Below are 20,270 nucleotides of genomic sequence, written 5' to 3'. Positions count from 1 at the left end.
CCGGTTCCCGTCCGGCGGTGCACCGTGTCAGCCCAGGCGCGCCTCGATCGCCTCGATGACGCGGGGACGCAGCTCGGCGGCGCGGATCACCGCGTCGACCGAACCGACCTCGACCGCGCGCTGGATGCTGTGCACCCGGTCGAACTCGGCGGCCACCTCGCCCAGCTTCTCCGCCCGCACCGACGCGCGCAGCTCGTCCAGCTCGGCGCTCAGCGTCGCCCGCTCGGTGCCCGCTGCGGCGGCGACCTTCGCCTCCAGGTCGCGTACCCGGGGATCGGCTGCGGTGCGGGCGGCGACCTCGCCTGCGAACACCACGGCGGCGGCGGGCGCGCCACCGAGCACCGAGGCGAACGACCCCTCGATCGCCAGCACCGTCATGTCCGGGTTGAGTGCCTTGGAGAACACCACGAACGCGCCGCCGTGGTAGCGCGAGATCACGCAGAACACGATCGGGCCGCGGAAGTTGACGATCGCCCGGCCGATCTCCGCGCCGTACTCCAGTTGCAGCTTGCGCATCGACTCGGGCGAGCCGTCGAAGCCGGAGAGGTTGGCCAGCACGACCAGCGGCCGGTTGCCGCTGGCCGCGTTGATCGCCCGCGCGGCCTTCTTCGACGACCGCGGGAACAGCGTGCCCGCGGTGTACGTGTCCGGGCCGTCGGTGGGCGGAAAGCCGTGCCGGGGCACCGAGCGGGACTCGATGCCGAGCAGGCAGACCGGGATGCCGCCGAGGTGCGCGTCCTGCACCACGGCCGTCTCCGCGTCGGCCATGCCGGCCCACCGCTCCAGCACCGGGTGGTCCTGGTCGGCGAGCGCCCGCATCACGGTACGGATGTCGAACGGCTTCTTGCGGTCCGGGTTCGCGGTGGCGGAGAAGATCTCGCCCACCGTGGCGAAGTCGCTGCCGGCCACCGCGTGCGGGTAGCCGCAGATGTCCCGGTCCACCGGGTCCACTGTGACGGCCCGCCGCGGGGCGTCCTCGCCCGGCGCGACGTACGTGTGGTCGTAGTGCGCCATCAGCACGTCCCGCGCGGCCGGCAGGTCCGGCGCCCAGTACTGCGCCTGCCCGTTCGGGCCCATCACCCGGTCGTAGCCGCCGATGCCGAAGTTGTCCTCGGCGGACACGCCGCCGGAGAAGTCGAGCGACTGCTTGCCGGTGAGCACCATCGCCGAGTCCGGCGTCATGACCAGCACACCCTTGGTGTGCATGAGCATCGTCGCCTCGGCGTTCCAGTACGGCTGGGCGCCGACGTTGATGCCCGCCACCACGATGTTGATCTCACCGCCGTCCTGGGTGAACTCGACGATGCGCTTGAGTGCCGCGGCCACCCAGTCCATGTTCTCCGTGCCGGAGGTCATCGAGATCCGGGCACCGGCGCTCAACGCGTACCACTCCAGCGGCACGCCCATCCGCTGCGCCAGGTCCAGCGCGGCGATCACCCGCCGGCACTCCGGCTCGGACAGCGCGCCGAGGGACTTGGTCGGGTCGCCGAGCAGCACCACCCGGGTCACGCCCTGCGGGTGCCGCGGCGTCGGCGTGGTCACCACACCGGCCACGATCGCCGCGGTGTTGCGGCCCTTCGGCCGGTCCACCGGAACCAGCGAGTGGTCCGCGTCCAGGTCGTGCTCGGCGAAGTCGCCCAGCAGGCCGGTCAGCTCGTACGGGTAGACCGTGTTGCGGCCCGCCGCGCGCAGCACCTTCAGCCGGTAGTCGTCCAGCGGCTCGACCGGCTCGGCCGGCGGCTCGCCCACTGTCAGCTGCGCGTGCCCGGTCACGTCGAACGTGATCCGCACGCCGACCTTGGTCAGCTCGCCGGTACGCCGGTCGCGCTGCCGGGCGATGAACAGGATCTCCTCCAGCTCGGCGCCCACAGTCGTCGGGCGTACCCGGCCGGCGATCAGCTCCATCTCCTGGCGGGTCAGCTCGCTCGGCGGCCACACGTAGACGACGATCCGGTTGGTCGGGAACCGCGACTTCGACGGCCGCCGCGACTGCGCCCGGCGGATCGAGTCGATGCAGGCCGCCACCGTGTCCTCGGTGGTCGGCAGCGCCACCAGGCGGCCGTCCTGCTCCCGCAGCCCGGTCAGGTCGCGTACCTGCGCGAACGCGACCAGCCGCTGGTCGGAGGGGTTCTGCCGGGCCACCGCCTGGAACAGGTAGACCTCCTCGTCCAGCGACGGCAGCCGGGTCAGGTCGAACTCGCGCAGCCGTTCCAGCTGCATCCGCTGCGCGATGTACGGGTGCAGGCCGCGGATCAGCCGCTCCTCGGCCATCCCGCCGCCGGCGGCCGGCCGGAACGTGACGTGGTGGTGCATCACCGCGCCGCCGCGCCCGGCCACGGTGGTGGTGAGGCGGCGTACCTGCTGCGGCAGCGGGTGCGCGTTCACCACGTCCAGCAGCGCGGCTGCGGCGGCGTCGAGGTCCTCGGGCTGGTTCTCCCAGGCCAGGTAGACGTCCGCGTCGACGGCGTCGCAGTCCCGGGCCACCTCGGCCAGGCCGCGCAGCGCGTCGCCGAGCGCGTCGAAGCGGACGGCGGCCGAGACCACACTCGACCCGTCCCGCCCGGCCACCACGAACGTGCAACCACCGGCGGTGCGGGTACGGACCTCGGTGAGCGCCTTGTTGCCGTAGTACCGGCGGGTCAGCACCTCCAGCATGGCCGCGTTGTCCACGTCGTTGCGGACCAGGCGCTGGCCGAGCAGCCGGACCAGCGGCTCGGTGCTGCGGACCATCTCGGCGATCCGCTCGGCGCGGTCCGGCGCGTCCGGCTGCGCGTCGAGGTGCCGCAGGTGGGTGCGGACCTGGGCGTAGACGCGGGCCCGGTTGCGGCGCAGCAGCGGCTGGGCGAACCAGGCGAACACCACGCCCCGGGCCAGGTCGGCGACCACCGGGAAGCGGACCTGGGTGGCCGCGACGAGCCGCTCCAGCGCCAGACCGGCCGGCTCGCGCAGCGCCTCGTCCGGCGGCGGCTCGCGCAGCCAGGAGCGCAGCAGCGCGGCGATCACCGCGGCGTCGGCGGCGGCCCGCTGCTGGGCCAGGAAGATCCGGAATACCGCGGCCTCCAGCTCGGCGCAGCGGTCCAGTTCGGTGACGCCGTAGTGGGCGAGCGCCTTGGCCAGGCGGGCCTTGAACGACTCCGGGGAGCCGGCCCGCTCGACGTCGAGGCTCTGCAGGTAGGTGTGGAAGTACTCGCGGTCGCTGTGCACGTGCCCGGCCGGCGCGTCGTCGCCGGGCCGGTTACGGCTCAGCTCGGCCAGGTCGGCGAAGACGTTCACCAGGTCCAGTTCCTCGGCCAGCGGCCGGTGCCCGGCCTCGGTGGCCGCCCGCCGCGCGTCCAGGTAGTCGTCGAGCACCCGGCGCTCGTCGTGCGGGTCCACGTCGTAGCCGAGCAACAGCGAGCAGAGGTCCTCCTGGCCGCGCTCGGCGCGGGACCGCGCGGGCACGTCGGCGGGCGCGGCGGGCAGGTCCAGCTCGACCGCCGATGCGGCCGGCCCGGCCGCCGCCTCGGTGCCCTCCTCCGCCACCGGCTCCAGGCGCAGCAGCGGCGCCCCGGCCTCCACCTGGGTGCCCACCGCGACCGACGACTCCTTGAGGCGGGCCCGGAACGGCGCCCGCAGCACCGTCTCCATCTTCATCGCCTCCAGCACCAGCACCGGCGCGCCGGCCTCGACCTCCGCGCCGACGGTGAGCGGCGTGGCGACCACGAGCGCCGGCATGGGGGAACGCAGCACGCCGCCCTCGTCACGGCTGATCCGGTGCGTCACGCCGTCCACCTCGACCAGGTGGACCGGGCCGTGGGTGTCGGTGAGCAGGCGGAACCGGGCGCCGTTGACGGCGATCTGGCCGGTGTGCCGGTCGAAGCGGTCCAGCTCGACGTCGGCGGTGCGGACGTCACCACCGGCCTCGACACCGACCCGGAAGCGGTGCGCGCCGACCCGGGCCACCCGCATCCGGTAGGTCACGCCGCGCAGCTTCAGGTCCAGCGGCCGGCCGCTGCGGTGCTGCACCTGCGGGCGTCCACCGGCAGCGGTGGACAGCAGCCGCTGCCGTTCGGCGGTCTCGTCCTCCTCGTACGCCTCGATCGCGGCCGCCGCCAGCGCCACGGCGGAGTGCCGGTGCGCGACCAGGCGGCCCTCGCCGCGTACCCGGTCGATCCAGCCGGTGTCCGCGCTGGCGTCGATCACCTCGGGCTGGTCGAGCAGGTCGAGCACAAAGCTCTTGTTCGTCGCGCCGCCGGCGATGACCACAGTGGTGTTCGCCATCGCCCGGCGCAGGCGGCCCAGCGCCTCGTCCCGGTCCCGGCCGTACGCGATGATCTTCGCGATCATGGAGTCGAAGTCGGCCGGGATGGTGTCGCCCTCGCTGACCCCGGTGTCGACCCGGATGCCCGGCCCGGCGGGCAGGTCGAGCCGGGTGATCCGGCCGGGGGAGGGCGCGAAGTCGCGGTCCGGGTCCTCGGCGTTGAGCCGCGCCTCGATCGCGTGCCCGCGCTCGACCGGCGGCTCACCGGTGAGCCGGCCGCCGCCGGCCACGTGCAGCTGCGCCTTGACCAGGTCGAACCCGGTGGTCGACTCGGTGATCGGATGCTCGACCTGGAGGCGCGTGTTGACCTCCAGGAACGCGAACAGCCGGTCGCCCGGGTGGTAGAGGAACTCGACCGTCGCCGCGCCCCGGTAGCCGACGGCGACCGCCAGCCGCTCCGCCGACGCCTTCAGCTCCGCGGTCTGCTCCGGGCTCAGCACCGGCGACGCGGACTCCTCGATCACCTTCTGGTTGCGCCGCTGCACCGAGCAGTCCCGTACCCCGAGCGCCCACGCGGTGCCCTGACCGTCGGCGATCACCTGGACCTCGACGTGCCGGGCGCCGGTGACCAGGCGCTCCAGGAACACCACGCCGCTGCCGAACGCCCGCGCCGCCTCCTGGCTGGTGCGCTCGTAGGCATCGGCCAGCTCGGCGTCGCTGCGGATCACCCGGATGCCGCGCCCGCCGCCACCGGCGGTCGCCTTGAGCATCAGCGGGTAGCCGATCGAGGCCGCCGCGCGCAGCGCGTCGTCCAGGCTCTCCACCGCCCCGCGGCTCCACGGCGCGACCGGCACGCCGACCTCCTCGGCGATCAGCTTCGCGCCGATCTTGTCGCCGAGCTTGCGCATGGCGTCCGGGCTCGGCCCGACGAACGTCACGCCGATCTTCTCGCACAGCTCGGCGAACGCCGGGTCCTCGGCCACGAAACCCCAGCCCACCCACGCGGCGTCCGCGCCGGTCTCGACCAGCGCGCGTTCCAGGGTCTTCAGATCGAGGTACGGGCGGGCGGACGCGGGGCCCAGGTCGTAGGCGACGTCCGCCTCGCGAACGAAGGTGGCGGTACGGTCGACGTCGGTGTACAACGCGACGGTCTCGATCCGGCTGCCGGTCTCCGCGGCCAGTTCCCGGACCGCGTGGATGAGCCGCATCGCGGCTTCACCACGGTTGACGATGGCGACACGGGTGAACACGTGACCGTCCCCTTCGGTTGACCCACTCCTGCGCGCCGGGCGCGGCGATGCCCCCGGCTCGCCTCACCTTTCCGGCTGTGCGCGGGCGGCGCCATGTCGTAACGGCTGAAGCCTGAGCGGGGACAGTTGTGGGAACCGAACAAAAGTTTTTAGCCAGCCGCTCACTACCTGCCGCTACGCGACACGGCGCCGGACCCGCTCGGGTCCGGCGCCGTGACGTGCCTGCGGCCGGGCTCAGCCCGGGATGTCCCGGGGGTCGCGCTCGCGGGGGTACGTGTTCTTCTCGCCGATCGTGCCGTCCTGCTTCTTGATCACGTGTTCGGTGCCGCGCTCGGCCGCCATCTCCCGGCCGGCCGCCTCGGCCTCCGCCTTGGTGTCGTGGCGGCTGGTCGCGCGCTCGTTGCCCTCCGGGCGGTTCTTCCACTGCCCGTCCTGCTGGTAGGTGTCGATGTCGCCCTTCGCCATGCCGTCAGCTCCCTCGTTCGCGTGTCCGATGACAAATGTCTGCCCATGCGAGGGGAGTGCTAATCCTGGCGGCACCGGATCGGGGGTTCACGCGGCGGCGTGCAGGCCCTGCCAGGCGCCGTAGCCGCCGAGCAGGTCGGACACGTCGGCGTGACCGGCGGCGCGCAGCAGACTGGCGGCGACCGAGGAGCGGTATCCGCCGGCGCAGTGCACGACGACCGGCCGCCCGGCGGGCACCTCGCCGAGGCGGTGGGTCAGCTCGGCCAGCGGGATGTGCAGGGAACCGTCCACCGCGCCCTGCTCCCGCTCACCGGCGTTGCGTACGTCCAGCACCACCGGCGCGTCCGGACGCTGCAGCGCCGCGCGCAGCTCGGTGGCGGTGACCCGGCTGGCCCGGGTCGTCTCGGCGACCATCTCCAGGAAGGCGCCCTCGGGTTCGCGCAGGTAGCCGATCACCCGGTCGAAGCCGATCCGGGCGAGGCGGACGACGATCTCCTCCTCCCGGTCCTGCGGGGCCACCACCAGCACCGGCCGGTCGGGCGCGACGACACTGCCGGCGGTCTCGGCGAACCGGCCGTCGGCCGGGACGTTGAGCGCGCCGCGCAGGTGCCCGGTGGCGTACTCCTGCGGGTCGCGGGCGTCGACCACGACGGCGCCGTCGGCCCGGGCGGCCAGGAACTCGGCCGGGGTGAGCGGGCGGGCCGGCCGGGCGTGGTCGAACAGCTCACGCGCCTTGCGGTTGAGCACCGCGTCGAAGGCGAAGTAGCCCGGAGCGGCCGGCTGCCCGCCGGTGACCAGGGCGAGGAAGCGCTCCTCGCTCATCGGCGCACAGGCGTAGTTGGTGCGGCGCTGCTCGCCGATGGTGGACTGCCGTTCGGTGGACAGGTTCTTGCCGCAGGCCGAGCCGGCGCCGTGGGCGGGGAAGACGCGCACCTCGTCGGGCAGGCCCATCAGCTTGTGCTGCACGCTGTCGTAGAGCATCCGGCCGAGTTCCTCGGCGGTCACGCCGAACGAGGCGAGCAGGTCGGGCCGGCCCACGTCGCCGATGAAGAGCGCGTCGCCGGTCAGTACGCCGTACGGGACCGGGTCACCGGCGCTCTCGTAGACGAGCACGCTGATCGACTCCGGCGTGTGGCCCGGGGTCTCCATGATCTCCAGGGTCACGTCGCCGAGGCTGATCCGTTCGCCGTCGGCGAGCTTACGGCTGGGGTATTCGGTCTCGGCCCGGCTCCCGTATCCGATCCACGCGCCGGTCGCGGCGGCCACCTCGAGGTGCCCGGCGAGGAAGTCGGCGTGGAAGTGGGTGTTGACGACGCCCTCGATGGTAAGGCCGTGCGCCGTGGCGTCGGCGAGGTACTCGTCGATGTCCCGGCGCGGGTCGACGAGCACGGCCCGGCCGGTGCGGTCGTCGGCGATCAGGTACGAGGCCTGGGACAGGCAGTCGAGGTAGTACTGGGTGAACAGCATCAGCCGCACTCCTTCGCGTAGTGACGTCGGGCGATACGACAACTGTAGCGCATACCCCCCGGGGTATATTCCGGGGCGGCTGGGGCCAGGCCATGTTTGCCGGAACGGCAAGGTTTCTTGCTGTCCGGCGGCCGGCGGCGCACGATGGCGGGGCGGCCCGCCGCTGACCGCCGCGCCGGTCAGGCCCGCGCCCGCGGCCGGGTCAGCAGCAGCACCAGCAGCCCGGCCGCGCACAGCGCGGTGCTCATGCCGTACGCCCACCGGTAGCCGACCTGCGCGGAGAGCCTGAGCAGCGGCCCGGCGAGCATGGCGCCGATCGGGAACGTGTTGGTGAACAGCGTGGTGGCCCGGCCCGGCTCGCCCGGCAGCAGATCCTGCACGTAGGCGATGCCGACGCCGGACACCGCGGCGATGAACAGCGCGTTCACCGGCTGCGCCAGCAACAGGACCGGAACGCCCGGCGCCGTCGCGGCGGTCGCGTAGTAGGCGATCCCGCAACAAGCGCCGAGCAGGATCAGCGCCCGCAGCCGGACCCGCGCGGCCAGCGCGCCCAGCCCGAGCATCAGCGGGATCTCCAGCGCCGCGCACAGGCCCAGCACCAGCCCGGCGCGGGAGGGGTCGTCGCCCAGTTCGGCGTCGATGAACAGCGGCAGCGCCTGCACGGCGAGCGTCAGCGGGCACTGGAGCAGCACGAACGCGAGCGCCGTCGACGCCAGCCGCAGCCGGGACGCGCCGGGCGGGCCGGGCGCCGCGCCGTCCGGATGGCCCGCGACCGGCCGTGCCGGCGGCGGCAGCTCCTCCAGCCGGAACGCCGCGACGAGCCCGGCCAGCGCGTACATGACGGCGGCCGAGCCGTAGACCAGCCGGAAGCCGCCGACGTCGAGCAGCACCGCGGCCAGCGCCGGCCCGGCCACCCAGGCCAGCGAGAACACGGTACGCATGAGGCTGACGCCGAACGCGGCCCGTCCCGGATCGTCCCGGTCGAACAACGCCCTGGTGTAGGCGAACGACTGCGGGAACAGTGAGTTCGCCAGCGCGGTGGCGGTCGCGGTCAGCCCCAGCAGGATCCAGTATTCGCGGACGTACGCGGTCAGGCCCGCGCCCACGACACCGGCCAGCGCGGCGCCGACGAGCAGCGCGCGCCGGATCGGCAGGCGGTCCGACAGCCGGCCGATCAGCGCTGAGGCGACCACCCCGGACAGCGGGGCGACGACCAGGAACACGGTCACCCGCACCGGGTCGGCGCGGACCTCCCGATCGAGGAACAGCGACAGGAACGGCAGCACCACGGCGGTGGAGAGGCCGACGGTCAGGAACACCACACCCAGCGGGAGCAGCCGGAATCGGCCGGCGCGTACCGCCGGCCTCGTGTCCACAGCCATGCGGCGGACTGTACGCGGCGGCGGTGCGGCGGCCGACCGGGTTTCCACCGCCGGGCGTTCCGGTGCTCAGCCGGCCGTCGCGCGCCGTCGCCCGGCCGCGTGAGTGCCGCTACCCGACGGCGGTGGGGGACGGCGGTGCGCTGCCGCCCTGCGGCGCCTCGGCCGTCATCAGCCGGACGATCTCCGCCCGGTCGGCGGCCGACGGCATCCCCCACTCCGGCCGGTAGCCGAACGCCCGGTCCAGCGGGATCGACGAGGTACGGCCGTCGAGGATCTCCACCGCGTCGGTGCCGATCAGCCCGGGGTGCTCGACGCCGCACGCCTCGGCCACCTTGACCAGGTCCCGGCGCAGCGTACGGATGTAGTTCGCGGCCCGTACCGACTTGCGGGCCGGGTCCAGGCCCCGGGCCAGCCAGGCGTTCTGCGTGGCGACACCGGTCGGGCAGGTGTCGGTGTGGCACTTCTGCGCCTGGATGCAGCCGATCGCCAGCATCGCCTCCCGTCCGACGTTGACCATGTCGGCGCCGAGCGCGAACGCCACCACCGCGTTGTCCGGCAGACCGAGCTTGCCGGCGCCGACGAACACCACGTCCTCGTGCAGGCCGCGTTCGGCGAAGGTCCGGTAGACCCGGGAGAAGCCCTGCTGGAACGGCAGCGACACCGAGTCGCTGAAGATCAGCGGCGCGGCGCCGGTGCCGCCCTCGCCGCCGTCGACGGTCACGAAGTCCACGCCGCGCCCGGTGTCGCGCATCAACGTGGTCAGCTCCTCCCAGAATCCCAGGTCGCCGACTGCGGACTTGATGCCGACCGGCAGACCGGTCTCGGCGGCGAGCAGCTCCACCCAGTCCAGCAGGCTGTCGCAGTCGGAGAACTCGGCGTGCCGGGACGGGCTGACGCAGTCGCGTCCCTCCGGAATGCCCCGGGTGGCGGCGATCTCGGCGGAGACCTTCGCCGCCGGCAGCAGGCCGCCGAGGCTCGGCTTCGCGCCCTGGCTGAGCTTGATCTCCAGCGCGCGTACCGGTGCCGACGCCACCAGGTCCTTGAGCCGTTCCAGGCTGAACCGGCCCTGCTCGTCGCGGCAGCCGAAGTATGCGGTGCCGAGCTGGAAGACCAGCTCACCGCCGTTGCGGTGGTACGGCGACAGCCCGCCCTCGCCGGTGTTGTGCAGGCAACCGGCCAGCGCCGCGCCCCGGTTGAGCGCCTCCACCGCGTTGGCGGACAGCGACCCGAAGCTCATCCCGGAGATGTTCACCACCGACTCCGGGCGGAACGCGTGCGCCCGGCCGCGCGCCGCGCCGAGCACCTTGGCGCAGGGCAGCGTCACGTCGTGCCCGGCGGTCGGCGCCGACGGCGGGACCGCCCGGCCGAACGTGCGGTGCTTGATGATCGGATAGCCGGAGGTGTGCTCGATGTCGTTGTCGGTGCCGAATCCGAAGTAGTTGTTCTCCTGTTTGGCCGAGGCGTACACCCAGCGCCGCTGGTCGCGGGTGAACGGCCGCTCCTCGTCGTTGCCGGCCACGATGTACTGCCGCAGCTCCGGGCCGATCGACTCGATCAGGTACCGGGCCCGGCCCAGCACGGGGAAGTTGCGTCGCAGCGCGTGGTCGCGTTGCAGCAGGTCTCGCGCCGCCAGCGCGGCGACGGCGGCGACGGCTGCGGGTACGGCTCTTCTCGCCCAGCTCATCCCGCCACTCTTTCCGGCCGGGCACCCGGTCAAACGCCTGATGGAACCCGGCCGTCCCGGGCGGTGTCATGAGAGCGGACCGACGGCGGAGGCTGCCCTGGACGACGACGACCTCGTTACCCGCGTACGCGCCGGCGACCGGGACGCGTACGACGCCCTGGTCGCCCCGCACACCGCGTCCGCGTACCGGACGCGGTGCTGCTCGGCGCCGGCCCGGACGCCGAGCGGTCACCGCTGACGACGGGCTGGACACGGTGCTGGCAGCCGAGCGGCGCGCCGCGCTGGTCGGGGCGCTGCGGCGGCTGCCCGTCCGCGACCGCGAGGTGATCGTCTGCCGCTACCTGCTGGACCTCGGCGAGGACGAGACGGTGACCGTGCTGGGGCTGCCCCGGGGCACCGTGAAGTCACGGACCCACCGGGCGCTGGCGAAGCTGCGTGCCCTGCTGGACCGGGAGGAGGCGCTGCGTGGATGACCTGGAGCGGGAGCTGCGGGAGCTGACCGGCTGGCTGGAGCCGGCGCGGACGCCGGATGTCACCGCGCGGGTCCGCGCCCGGCTCGACACGCCCGCGCCGCGCCGCCGGTGGCGGTACGTGCTGGCCGCCGCGCTCGCCGGCGCGGTGACCGGGCTGCTGCGGTTCTCCGGGATCGTCATGGACACCGCGCCCGCGCCGCCGCCGACGGGTACGCCCTCGCCGCTGCCCGCGCAGCACCAGGTCGCCCTGGCCGAGGCACAGCGGCAGGTCCGCTTCCCGATCCGCGTGCCGGCCCGCCTCGGCGTGCCGGAACGCGTGCTCGTCGCCGATCCGGACGGCGCCGGCGCCCACCGGGTCGTCAGCCTGCTCCACCGGGGCGGGACGGTACGGCTCGACGCATTCGACGGCTGGCCCGGGCCGTCCATCGTCGACCTGCCGGCCGCCGGGTGCTGGCGGCTGCGACTGGACTGGTCCGGCCGCACCGACATGATTGATCTGGTCTACCGGCCGGCGTCCGGTTGACCGGCATGGCCGCTGCCGGTCCGGGTAACGCTGCGTCATGGCGAAGTACACCGAGCCGGAACTGCGCGAGCGTCTCAAGGCCGAGATCCGCGCCTCCGACAAGGGCGGACGGCCGGGGCAGTGGTCGGCCCGCAAGTCGCAGCTGCTGACGAACGAGTACAAGAAGGCCGGCGGGGGATTCGAGGGCCCGAAGGACGCACGGCAGCGCTCGCTGCAACGCTGGGGCGGCGAGAAGTGGCAGACCCGCCGCGGTGACACGCGCGCCCGCAACGGCGGTGAGACGCGCCGTTACCTGCCCAAACAGGCGTGGGAGGAACTGTCGGAGAACGAGCGGCGCGCCACCGACACCCGCAAGCGTCGCGCGTCGCGCTCCGGCCGCCAGTACGTGCCGAACACCGGCCCGGCGAAGCGGGCCCGGCGGGACGCCACGGCCGCCGAGCAGATCAACGAGCTGCCGGTGACCGAAGCGGTCAAGCTGGTCCGCGACCTCGACACCCGTCAGCTCAACGCGGCGCTGCGCCGGGAGCGCGGCGGCAAGGCCCGCAAGACGCTCATCGGACGGCTGGAGTCGGAACTGGGCCGCCGCCGGGCGGCGTGAGGGCGTACCCCCGTGGCGACACCGCGACGGCGGGCCCGGCTCGCGGGCCGGACCCGCCGCGCGACGGTCAGCGGCGCGGGTGCTGCGGGATGCGCGGCAGCACGTAGGGCGGGCCGGAGAAGATCAGGTCGGCCTTCAGTTCGTGGTACGCGAGCTTCGGCTGGTAGTTCTCGTCGTAGACGGTGGCCAGGCCCTCCGGCGGGTCGGAGAACGCGCCGGGCACCCAGGAGTGCTTGTCGGTGAAGCCCCAGAGGGTGAACGACAGGCAGTGCCGCTCGGCCAGGCAGGCCTGCATCAGCACGCTGAAGTTCGCCGCGGACGCCTGCAGGCGCGGGTTGATCTCCGCGGAGTCGCCGGCCTCCACGCCTTCGGTGATCTGGCTGCGCACGTCCACCTCGGTGAGGGCCGTGGCCAGCCCGAGCCCGGCGAACTTGCGCAGGGCGGCGGTCACCTGGAGCGTGCTGAAGTTGCCGTACTGGGTGCCCAGGTGGCCCTGCGCGCCCACGCCGTCGATCGGCACGCCCCTGGCCCGCAGGTCACGGGCCATGTTGTAGACGAACTGCGTCTTGTCGTCGGCCGGGTCGCCGGAGCCGAACGCCTCGATGTTGTAGTCGTTGTAGAACAGCAGCGCCTTCGGGTCGGCGGCGCGGGCCCAGCGGAACGCGTCGGCGATGTAGCCGGGCCCGAGGTTCTGCGCCCAGAATCCCTTGTAGTGCAGGGTGGACGGGGTGTCCCAGGGGTCGCTGACCGCCTCGTTCACCACGTCCCACTGCCAGATCTTGCCCTTGAAGTGGGTGACCACGGCGGTGATGTGGTCGCGCAGGATCTGGCGCAGCTCGGCCTTGCTGATCGAGCCGTCCGCGACGCCGCTGGTCAGCCACGCCGGCAGCTGGTTGTGCCAGACCAGCACGTGGCCCCGGACCCGCTGGTTGTTCTTGCGGGCGAAGTCGATCAGCTCGTCGGCCGGGCCCCAGTTGTAGGTGCCGCGGGTGGGTTCGAGGCTCTCCCATTTCATCACGTTCTCGGCGGTGACGGTGGAGAACTCGGACGCGGCGATCTGGCGGTACTGCGGGTCGGCGGCGTCGTTGAGGGCGGCCATGTCCACTGCGGTGCCCACGTACAGGCCGTGGCGCTTGGCCAGCTCGCGCAGGCTCTGCGCGGCCGGGTCGTACGGCCGTCCGGCCGTCGCGGGGACGACGTTGAGGGCGGTGGCGGTCGCGACGGCGACGGCGCCGGCGGCGAGCCAGCGTCTCAGCTTCATGGTCGTTCCTTTCGGGAGGGTGCGCGCGGCCGGGGGCCGGCGGTGGCGGTGCCGGGAACGCCGCGGCGTGGAACGGACCGGCGGGCGCCCGGGTGGACGGTCGGTACGGGCTTCCGAAACTTCCGGTCCGACTTCCGGAAGTAGCCCGAAACATTACGGACGCCGATAGCCGTCCGTCAATCACCGGGGCCGGGAGGATGAGGTGGCGCCTCAGCGCAGCGGGCGGCAGGAGGCCCGGACGACCAGCTCGGTGGGGAGCTGGATGTGCGTGTCCCGCTCGACGCCGGCGATGAGGTCGATCAGCAGGCGCAGCGACTCGGCGCCCATGCGCTGCAGCGGCTGCCGGATGGTGGTGAGTGGAGGGTCGACGAGCGCCGACTCCGGGATGTTGTCGAAGCCGATGACCGACAGGTCGTCCGGTACGCGCAGGCCCAGGCCGCGGGCGACGTCGACTGTGGAGATGGCGGAGAGGTCGTTGCCGGCGAAGATCGCGGTGGGCCGGTCGGGGAGCGCGAGCAGCTCGGCGGCCGTGCTCGCGGCGCTCTCGGTTCGGAACCCACCGACCCGGACGAGCCGCTCGTCCACCGCCAGGCCGGCGTCGGCCATCGCCTTGCGGAACCCGGCCTCGCGCAGACGGGCCGACTCCAGGTCGGGCCGCCCACTGATGTGCCCGATCCGCCGGTGCCCGAGCGACAGCAGGTAGTCGGTGGCCAGCACCGCGCCGGCGAAGTTGTCGGAGTCGACGGTGGGCAGGCCGGACGGGCCGGTGTGCGGGTCGACGGCCACCACGTGGAAGCCGTGCTTGGTCTCGACCACGGTCGGCGTCACGATCACCGCGCCGTCGATGAGCGTGCCGGACAGTCGGGCCAGCGAACGCCGCTCCCACCCTATGGCTGCGCCCTCGCCGTCACCGCTGGAGTAGGCGAGCAGCTGGTAGCCGCTGCCGGCGACCTCCCGGGACGCGCCCTTGAGCAACTCGGTGGAGAACGGCTCGAACTCGGCGACCAGGATGCCCAGCACGTTGGTGCGGTGGCTGCGCAGGCTCTGCGCCCCCAGGCTGGCCTCGTACCCGAGCTCGCGGATGACCTGCTGGACGCGCTCGACGGTGGCCTGCGCGACGCCGTAGCGCCCATTGACAACCTTCGATACGGTTGCCACCGAGACGCCGGCCGTACGTGCCACGTCCGACATCTTGACGCGCTCCTGGAACACCACGCCGACGATGATAGAGGGCTCTCCCAGGGCGATCGAAGACGATGTCGAAAACGTTATCGATACCGATTGACTTCAGGTTACGGCCCTGTAAAACTCCCCGGCAGGTAACCCGACTGAGTGGTCGAGGAGACATCTATGGTGATGAAGCGCCGTGCTGGCGCCGCCCTGGCACTGTTTGTGACAAGCGCTCTGCTGGCCTCCGCGTGCGGTGGTGGTGGCGACGAGGAGCAGGCCGCCGAGAGCGAGCTGTACAAGAACCCGGTGACGTTGACCTGGTGGCACAACGCGTCGCAGGACGGGCCCGGCAAGACGTACTGGGAGAAGGTCGCCAAGGACTTCTCCGCGGCCCACCCCACCGTCACGATCCAGATCGAGGCGATCGAGACGAACCAGCTCCAGCGCACCCGGCTCCCCGCCGCGCTGCTGAGCAACGACCCGCCGGACATCTTCCAGGCGTGGGGCGGCGGCGAGATGCGCGAGCAGGTCGAGGCCGACTACCTCAAGGAGATCACCGACCAGGTGAAGGGCGAGGTCGCCGACATCGGCACCGCCGCCGAGATCTGGCAGGTGGACGGCAAGCAGTACGGCCTGCCGTACCGGATGGGCATCGAGGGCATCTGGTACAACAAGGACATGTTCGCGAAGGCGGGCATCACGGCGCCGCCGACCACCTTCGAGGAACTCAACACGGCGGTCACCAAGCTCAAGGCCATCAACGTCGTCCCGATCGCCCTCGGCGCCGGTGACAAGTGGCCCGCCGCGCACTGGTGGTACAACTTCGCGCTGCGTGCCTGCTCGGTCGACACGCTGAAGAAGGCCTCCAAGGACCGGACCTTCGACGACCCGTGCTTCGTCAAGGCCGGCCAGGATCTGAAGGCCTTCATCGACACCAAGCCGTTCCAGAACAACTTCATCGCCACGCCGGGTCAGAACGACCCGACCAGCGCCAACGGCCTGCTCGCCAACGGCAAGGCCGCAATGGAGCTGATGGGCGACTGGAACCGCGGCACCCTGGACACCGTCGCCACCGACAAGGCGGCCCTGGGCAAGTTCCTCGGCTGGTTCCCGGTGCCGGCGATCTCCGGTTCCGCCGGTGACCCGAAGGCGGCCCTCGGTGGCGGCGACGGGTTCTCCTGCGCCAAGAACGCTCCGGCCGAGTGCGTCGAGTTCCTCAAGTACCTCGTCAGCCCCGAGGTGCAGAAGGGCTACGCCGCCACCGGCACCGGCCTGCCCGTCGTCAAGGGCGCGGCCGACGGCGTCACCGACCCGGCGCTGAAGTCCATCCTGGAGGCCACCTCCTCCGCCACCTACGTGCAGCTCTGGCTGGACACGGCCTACGGCAGCACCGTCGGCACCGCGATGAACGACGCGATCGTCGCGATCTTCGCCGGCAACGGGACACCTGAGAAGGTCGTCTCGGCCATGAAGGCGGCCGCAAGCAAGTGACGTCCGCATCGCAGACCCGTACGCCCGCCGTCGGCGCACCAGCGCCGCCGGCGGGCCTCCGGCCCGGCGCACGGGCCGCCTCCCGCCGCGCCGAGACCCGTCGCAAGTGGTACGAGATCATCGGGCTTACCACGCCCGCGATCGTCATCTACGTGATGTTCGTGCTGGTGCCGATGGGCTTCGCGTTCTACTACAGCCTGTTCCGCTGGCGCGGCGTCGGCCCGCCCACCGAGTACGTCGGCTTCCGTAACTACACGCTCGCCTTCCAGGATCCGATCTTCCTCGACGCGCTGCGCAACAACGCGATCATCGTGTTCGGGTCGCTGCTGATCCAGGGCCCGGTCGCGCTGGGCATCGCCCTCCTGCTCAACCGCCGCTTCCGCGGGCGCTCGGCGTTCCGCCTGCTGGTGTTCGTGCCGTACGTGCTGGCCGAGGTCACCGTCGGCATCATGTGGAAGCTGATCCTGACCGAGAACGGCACGCTCGACGCGCTGCTGCAGTCGATCGGGCTGGGCGGGCTGGTGCAGGCGTGGCTGGCCGACCTGGACGTGGTGATCTGGACGCTGCTGTTCGTCCTCACCTGGAAGTACGTCGGCTTCGCCATCATCCTGCTGCTCGCCGGCCTGTCGAACGTGCCGCAGGAGCTGAACGAGGCCGCGGAGATCGACGGCGCGAGCTGGTGGCAGATCCAGCGCCACGTCACGCTGCCCCTGCTCGGGCCCACCATCCGGATCTGGATGTTCCTGTCGATGATCGGCTCGTTGCAGGTCTTCGACATGGTCTGGGTGACCTCCGTGCCGGCGGTGCGCTCGCTCGGCGCCTCGGCCACCATGGCGACGTACATGGTGGACAACGGCTTCTTCGCCCGGCTCTGGGGCTACGGCAACGCGGTGGCCGTGATCCTGTTCGCCATCTCCTTCGTCGCGGCGCTGCTGTTCCAGCGCTTCCTGCTCCGCCGTGACATCGAGGGCGCCATCACCCGGAAGGGGAAGTGACTTGGCCGTGAACTCCGTATCCGCCCCCTCGGCCGGGCGCCGGCCGGTGCAGTGGAGCTCGCCGCTGACGTACGCGCTGGCGCTCGCGGTCGCGGCCGTGTCGATCGCACCCGTCGTGTACGTCGTCGTCGGTGGTTTCCGGACCACGCCGCAGATCGTGGACGACCCGGCCGGCCTGCCCGACCCGTGGGTCTGGGACAACTACTACCGGGTGCTGACCCAGAGCGACTTCTGGAAGCAGGCGTTCAACAGCGCCGTGGTCGCGTTCGGTACCACGCTCGGCGTGGTGGTGCTCGGCATGGGCGCCGCGTTCGTGCTCGCCCGGTACACGTTCCGGGGCCGCGAAGGGCTCTACACCTTCTTCACCCTCGGCCTGCTGTTCCCGGCCGGTGCGGCGATCCTGCCGCTGTACCTCATGCTGCGCGACCTGAATCTGATCAACTCCTACTACGCGGTGATCCTCCCGCAGGTGGCCTTCTCGTTGCCGCTGACGATCGTCATCCTGCGGCCGTTCCTGACGGCCATCCCGCGGGAACTGGAGGACGCGGCCGCCATCGACGGCGCCGGCCGGCTCGGCTTCCTCTGGCGGATCGTGCTGCCGCTGTCGCGGCCCGCGGTCGTCACCGTCGGCATCCTCGCGTTCGTGGCGAGCTGGAACGCGTTCCTCCTGCCGCTGCTCGTCCTCGGGGACGTCAACCTGCACACCCTGCCGCTGGGCGTGCAGAACTTCTCCAGCCAGTACACCACCGACACCGCTGGCGTCCTCGCCTTCACGTCGCTGGCGATGTTGCCGGCGCTGCTGTTCTTCACCCTGGCGGAGAAGCAGATCGTGGGCGGCCTCCAGGGCGCGGTCAAGGGCTGAGCGGCAGCGGTACCAGCACAACCAGTGGAAAGGCACACCATGACAGAGGTCCACGCGGTGGTGGACGGGCCGGTACCGGCTCAGGCAGGTTCGGACCACGACCGGCCGGACGGGCACGACGCCGAGACGCGCGTACGGGAACTGCTCGCTCGCATGACGATCGAGGAGAAGGTCGCGCAGCTGGTCGGGTTCTGGGAGAAGGAGGACGGCGAGGCGGTCGCGCCCCTGCAGGGCGAGTTCACCGACACCGGCCGGCTGGAGGACTTCTCCCGCCACGGGCTGGGTCACCTCACCCGCCCCTACGGCACCCGCCCGGTCGAGGCCGCGGCGCGCGCGGCCTGGCTGTGGAAGTTTCAGCGGGACCTGGTGACGGGCACCCGGCTGGGCATCCCGGCCATCGTGCACGAGGAGTGCCTGACCGGCCTGTCGGCGTGGAGGGCGGCCACCTTCCCGACGCCGCTGGCCTGGGGCGCCGCGTTCGACCCCGAGCTGGTCACCGAGATGGCGGCGGCGATCGGGGCCTCGATGCGCGCGCTCGGCATCCACCAGGGACTGTCCCCGGTGCTGGACGTGATCCGGGATCCCCGCTGGGGCCGGGTCGACGAGTGCATCGCCGAGGATCCGTACCTCGTCGGCACCATCGGCACCTCGTACGTGCGGGGGCTCCAGTCACAGGGCGTGCTCGCGACGCTGAAGCACTTCGCCGGCTACTCCGCCTCACGGGCCGGGCGCAACTTCGGTCCGGTGCACGCCGGTCCCCGGGAACTCGCCGACGTGCTGCTGCCGCCGTTCGAGATGGCGATCCTGGACGGCGACGCGCGCAGCGTCATGCACTCGTACGCCGAGATCGACGGCGTGCCGGTCGCCGCCGACCCGACGATGCTCACCGGCCTGTTGCGGGACCGGTGGGGCTTCGACGGCACGGTGGTGGCCGACTACTTCGGGGTGGCCTTCCTCAACCTGCTGCACCACGTCGCGGCCGACAACGCGGACGCGGCCGTGCAGGCGCTGAGCGCGGGCCTCGACATCGAGCTGCCCACCGGTGACGCCTACCTGACCCTGACCGAGACGGTGCGGGCCGGCAAGGTGGACGAGGCGCTGGTGGACCGGGCGGTGCTGCGCGTCCTGCGCCAGAAGCAGGAACTCGGACTGCTCGACGCGACGTTCGACGACGAACCGCCGGCCGCGATCGACCTCGACTCGCCGGAACACCGGTCGATCGCCCGCCGGCTCGCCGAGGAGTCGGTCGTCCTGGTCGCCAACGAGGGCGTGCTCCCACTGCCGGCGGGCCGCCGGGTGGCGGTGGTCGGCCCGAACGCCGACCGGCAGGGCGCGCTGTTCGGCTGCTACTCGTTCCTCAACCACGTGCTGGCCCACCACCCGGGCGTGGAGACCGGCTTCGAGGTGCCGACCGTGCTGGAGGCGGTGCGCGCCGAGTTCGGCGCCGACCGGGTCGCCTTCGCGGCCGGCTGCGAGGTGGACTCGGCGGACCGGTCCGGGTTCGAGGAGGCGGTCGCCGCCGCGTCCGCCGCCGACGTGGCAGTCCTCGTGGTCGGCGACCACGCGAGCCTGTTCGGCCGCGGCACCGTCGGCGAGGGCTGCGACCGGGACGACCTGGAGCTGCCCGGCGTGCAGCGGCAGCTCGTCGAGGCGGTGCTGGACACCGGCACCCCGGTGGTCCTCGTGCTGCTCACCGGCCGCCCGTACGCGCTGGGCTGGGCGCTGTCCCGGTGCGCGGCGGTGGTGCAGACGTTCTTCCCTGGTGAGGAGGGCGCCGGCGCGATCGCGGGTGTGCTCTCCGGGCGGGTCAACCCGTCCGGCCGGCTGCCGGTCAGCCTGCCCGGCTCGGCCGGCGCTCAGCCGTACTCGTACCTGCACCCGGAGCTGGGGGAGGGCATGAACGGCACCAACCTGCCGGCGACGCCGGTGGCGCCGTTCGGGCACGGGCTGTCCTACACCACGTTCGCGTACAGCGGCCTGACCGTGCCGGCCGAGGTGCCGACCGACGGGGCGTTGCGGGTGTCGGTGCGCGTGACGAACACCGGCCCGGTCGCCGGTGACGAGGTGGTGCAGCTCTACGGCCGGGACCTGGTCGCCTCGGTGACCCGGCCGGTCGCGCAGCTGCTCGGCTACCGGCGGGTGCGCCTGGAACCGGGCGGCTCGGTGACCGTCGAGCTGACCGTCCCGACGACGCGGCTGGCGTTCACCGCTCGCGCGCTCACCCGGGTGGTGGAGCCCGGGGAGATCGACGTCTGGGTGGGTACGAGCGCCCGGCGCGACGCCCAGGCGCGGACGACGCTGACCGGAGACACCGCCGCGATCACCACCGCCTCGCCCCGCTGGACGACGACCGACCTCCGCTGAGCCGGGTCCGCCGGTCGTCCACGGGGCGGTCGGCGGACCCTTTCA

General features: G+C 72.5%; 14 protein-coding genes. 7 read left to right on the top strand and 7 right to left on the bottom strand.

The genetic code is table 11. The annotated features are described in order from the left end of the window. Window positions 1–27 precede the first annotated feature (27 nt). From KSK32_RS29640 to KSK32_RS29620, 5 genes are all read right to left on the bottom strand, one after another. Window positions 28–5,490 (bottom strand): carboxyl transferase domain-containing protein, encoded by a 5,463-nt coding sequence (locus tag KSK32_RS29640; RefSeq protein ID WP_216934717.1) that lies wholly within the window; start codon window positions 5,488–5,490, stop codon window positions 28–30. Window positions 5,491–5,724: 234 nt separating this feature from the next. After that, complete coding sequence (locus KSK32_RS29635) at window positions 5,725–5,955, bottom strand: DUF2188 domain-containing protein (RefSeq protein WP_091042624.1); 231 nt, start codon at window positions 5,953–5,955, stop codon at window positions 5,725–5,727. Window positions 5,956–6,042: 87 nt separating this feature from the next. Continuing rightward, window positions 6,043–7,422: a rhodanese-like domain-containing protein gene (locus KSK32_RS29630; protein WP_216934716.1), complete on the bottom strand. Its 1,380-nt coding sequence runs from the start codon at window positions 7,420–7,422 to the stop codon at window positions 6,043–6,045. Between the two features lie 179 nt (window positions 7,423–7,601). Continuing rightward, window positions 7,602–8,804 carry a sugar efflux transporter gene (locus tag KSK32_RS29625; protein WP_216934715.1) on the bottom strand — a complete coding sequence of 401 codons (1,203 nt, stop codon included), beginning with the start codon at window positions 8,802–8,804 and terminating at the stop codon, window positions 7,602–7,604. 109 nt (window positions 8,805–8,913) lie between these two features. Continuing rightward, on the bottom strand, window positions 8,914–10,488 hold the full coding sequence (locus tag KSK32_RS29620; RefSeq protein ID WP_216934714.1) for an FMN-binding glutamate synthase family protein: 1,575 nt from the start codon (window positions 10,486–10,488) through the stop codon (window positions 8,914–8,916). 68 nt (window positions 10,489–10,556) lie between these two features. Between KSK32_RS29620 and KSK32_RS29615 the strand changes: the two genes are divergently transcribed. Genes KSK32_RS29615 through KSK32_RS29605 form a run of 3 tightly spaced genes read left to right on the top strand, consistent with a single transcriptional unit; the run spans window position 10,557 to window position 12,082 of the window. Beyond that, window positions 10,557–10,961 carry a sigma factor-like helix-turn-helix DNA-binding protein gene (locus tag KSK32_RS29615; protein WP_254187238.1) on the top strand — a complete coding sequence of 135 codons (405 nt, stop codon included), beginning with the start codon at window positions 10,557–10,559 and terminating at the stop codon, window positions 10,959–10,961. Further along, window positions 10,954–11,484 (top strand): hypothetical protein, encoded by a 531-nt coding sequence (locus tag KSK32_RS29610; protein ID WP_289256423.1) that lies wholly within the window; start codon window positions 10,954–10,956, stop codon window positions 11,482–11,484. Before KSK32_RS29615 ends, KSK32_RS29610 begins: the two co-directional genes overlap by 8 nt. 37 nt (window positions 11,485–11,521) lie before the next feature. After that, window positions 11,522–12,082 carry a DUF5872 domain-containing protein gene (locus tag KSK32_RS29605; RefSeq protein ID WP_216934713.1) on the top strand — a complete coding sequence of 187 codons (561 nt, stop codon included), beginning with the start codon at window positions 11,522–11,524 and terminating at the stop codon, window positions 12,080–12,082. Between the two features lie 67 nt (window positions 12,083–12,149). Here KSK32_RS29605 and KSK32_RS29600 read toward each other — a convergent pair whose 3' ends face one another. Both KSK32_RS29600 and KSK32_RS29595 read right to left on the bottom strand, forming a co-directional pair. Then, window positions 12,150–13,343, bottom strand: coding sequence for an endo-1,4-beta-xylanase (locus tag KSK32_RS29600; RefSeq protein WP_216934712.1), 1,194 nt, complete (start codon window positions 13,341–13,343; stop codon window positions 12,150–12,152). A gap of 210 nt (window positions 13,344–13,553) precedes the next feature. Further along, the gene (locus tag KSK32_RS29595; protein WP_216934711.1) at window positions 13,554–14,558 is read right to left on the bottom strand and encodes a LacI family DNA-binding transcriptional regulator; all 1,005 of its coding nucleotides are present in this window, start codon (window positions 14,556–14,558) and stop codon (window positions 13,554–13,556) included. A 135-nt stretch (window positions 14,559–14,693) separates the two neighbouring features. Here KSK32_RS29595 and KSK32_RS29590 point away from each other — a divergent pair, with 135 nt between their 5' ends. The 4 genes from KSK32_RS29590 to KSK32_RS29575 are packed head-to-tail and all read left to right on the top strand — an operon-like array spanning window position 14,694 to window position 20,225. Continuing rightward, a complete protein-coding gene (locus KSK32_RS29590) occupies window positions 14,694–16,004 on the top strand; it encodes an ABC transporter substrate-binding protein (protein ID WP_216934710.1) in 1,311 nt (436 codons plus the stop codon). Further along, window positions 16,001–16,999 (top strand): carbohydrate ABC transporter permease, encoded by a 999-nt coding sequence (locus KSK32_RS29585; RefSeq protein ID WP_216934709.1) that lies wholly within the window; start codon window positions 16,001–16,003, stop codon window positions 16,997–16,999. The genes KSK32_RS29590 and KSK32_RS29585 overlap by 4 nt, the downstream gene beginning before the upstream one ends. Before the next feature lies 1 nt (window position 17,000). Beyond that, window positions 17,001–17,861 (top strand): carbohydrate ABC transporter permease, encoded by an 861-nt coding sequence (locus KSK32_RS29580; protein ID WP_216934708.1) that lies wholly within the window; start codon window positions 17,001–17,003, stop codon window positions 17,859–17,861. A gap of 39 nt (window positions 17,862–17,900) precedes the next feature. Continuing rightward, entirely contained in the window at window positions 17,901–20,225 is a 2,325-nt protein-coding gene (locus tag KSK32_RS29575) for a glycoside hydrolase family 3 N-terminal domain-containing protein (RefSeq protein ID WP_216934707.1), read from the top strand. The last annotated feature ends 45 nt before the right edge of the window (window positions 20,226–20,270 follow it).

Origin of the sequence: Micromonospora sp. WMMB482 (assembly GCF_019038635.1) — a bacterium.
GTDB classification, from domain to species: Bacteria; Actinomycetota; Actinomycetes; order Mycobacteriales; family Micromonosporaceae; genus Micromonospora; species Micromonospora marina.
This window is presented reverse-complemented; position numbering and strand designations above follow the sequence as displayed.

Excerpts from the sequence above, each read along its gene's own strand:
- KSK32_RS29635 (WP_091042624.1), bottom strand. The coding sequence starts at position 5,955 with ATGGCGAAGGGCGACATCGACACCTACCAGCAGGACGGGCAGTGGAAG.
- KSK32_RS29575 (WP_216934707.1), top strand. The coding sequence starts at position 17,901 with ATGACAGAGGTCCACGCGGTGGTGGACGGGCCGGTACCGGCTCAGGCA.
- KSK32_RS29620 (WP_216934714.1), bottom strand. The coding sequence starts at position 10,488 with ATGAGCTGGGCGAGAAGAGCCGTACCCGCAGCCGTCGCCGCCGTCGCC.
- KSK32_RS29625 (WP_216934715.1), bottom strand. The coding sequence starts at position 8,804 with ATGGCTGTGGACACGAGGCCGGCGGTACGCGCCGGCCGATTCCGGCTG.
- KSK32_RS29600 (WP_216934712.1), bottom strand. The coding sequence starts at position 13,343 with ATGAAGCTGAGACGCTGGCTCGCCGCCGGCGCCGTCGCCGTCGCGACC.
- KSK32_RS29590 (WP_216934710.1), top strand. The coding sequence starts at position 14,694 with ATGGTGATGAAGCGCCGTGCTGGCGCCGCCCTGGCACTGTTTGTGACA.
- KSK32_RS29605 (WP_216934713.1), top strand. The coding sequence starts at position 11,522 with ATGGCGAAGTACACCGAGCCGGAACTGCGCGAGCGTCTCAAGGCCGAG.
- KSK32_RS29630 (WP_216934716.1), bottom strand. The coding sequence starts at position 7,422 with ATGCTGTTCACCCAGTACTACCTCGACTGCCTGTCCCAGGCCTCGTAC.
- KSK32_RS29615 (WP_254187238.1), top strand. The coding sequence starts at position 10,557 with ATGAGAGCGGACCGACGGCGGAGGCTGCCCTGGACGACGACGACCTCG.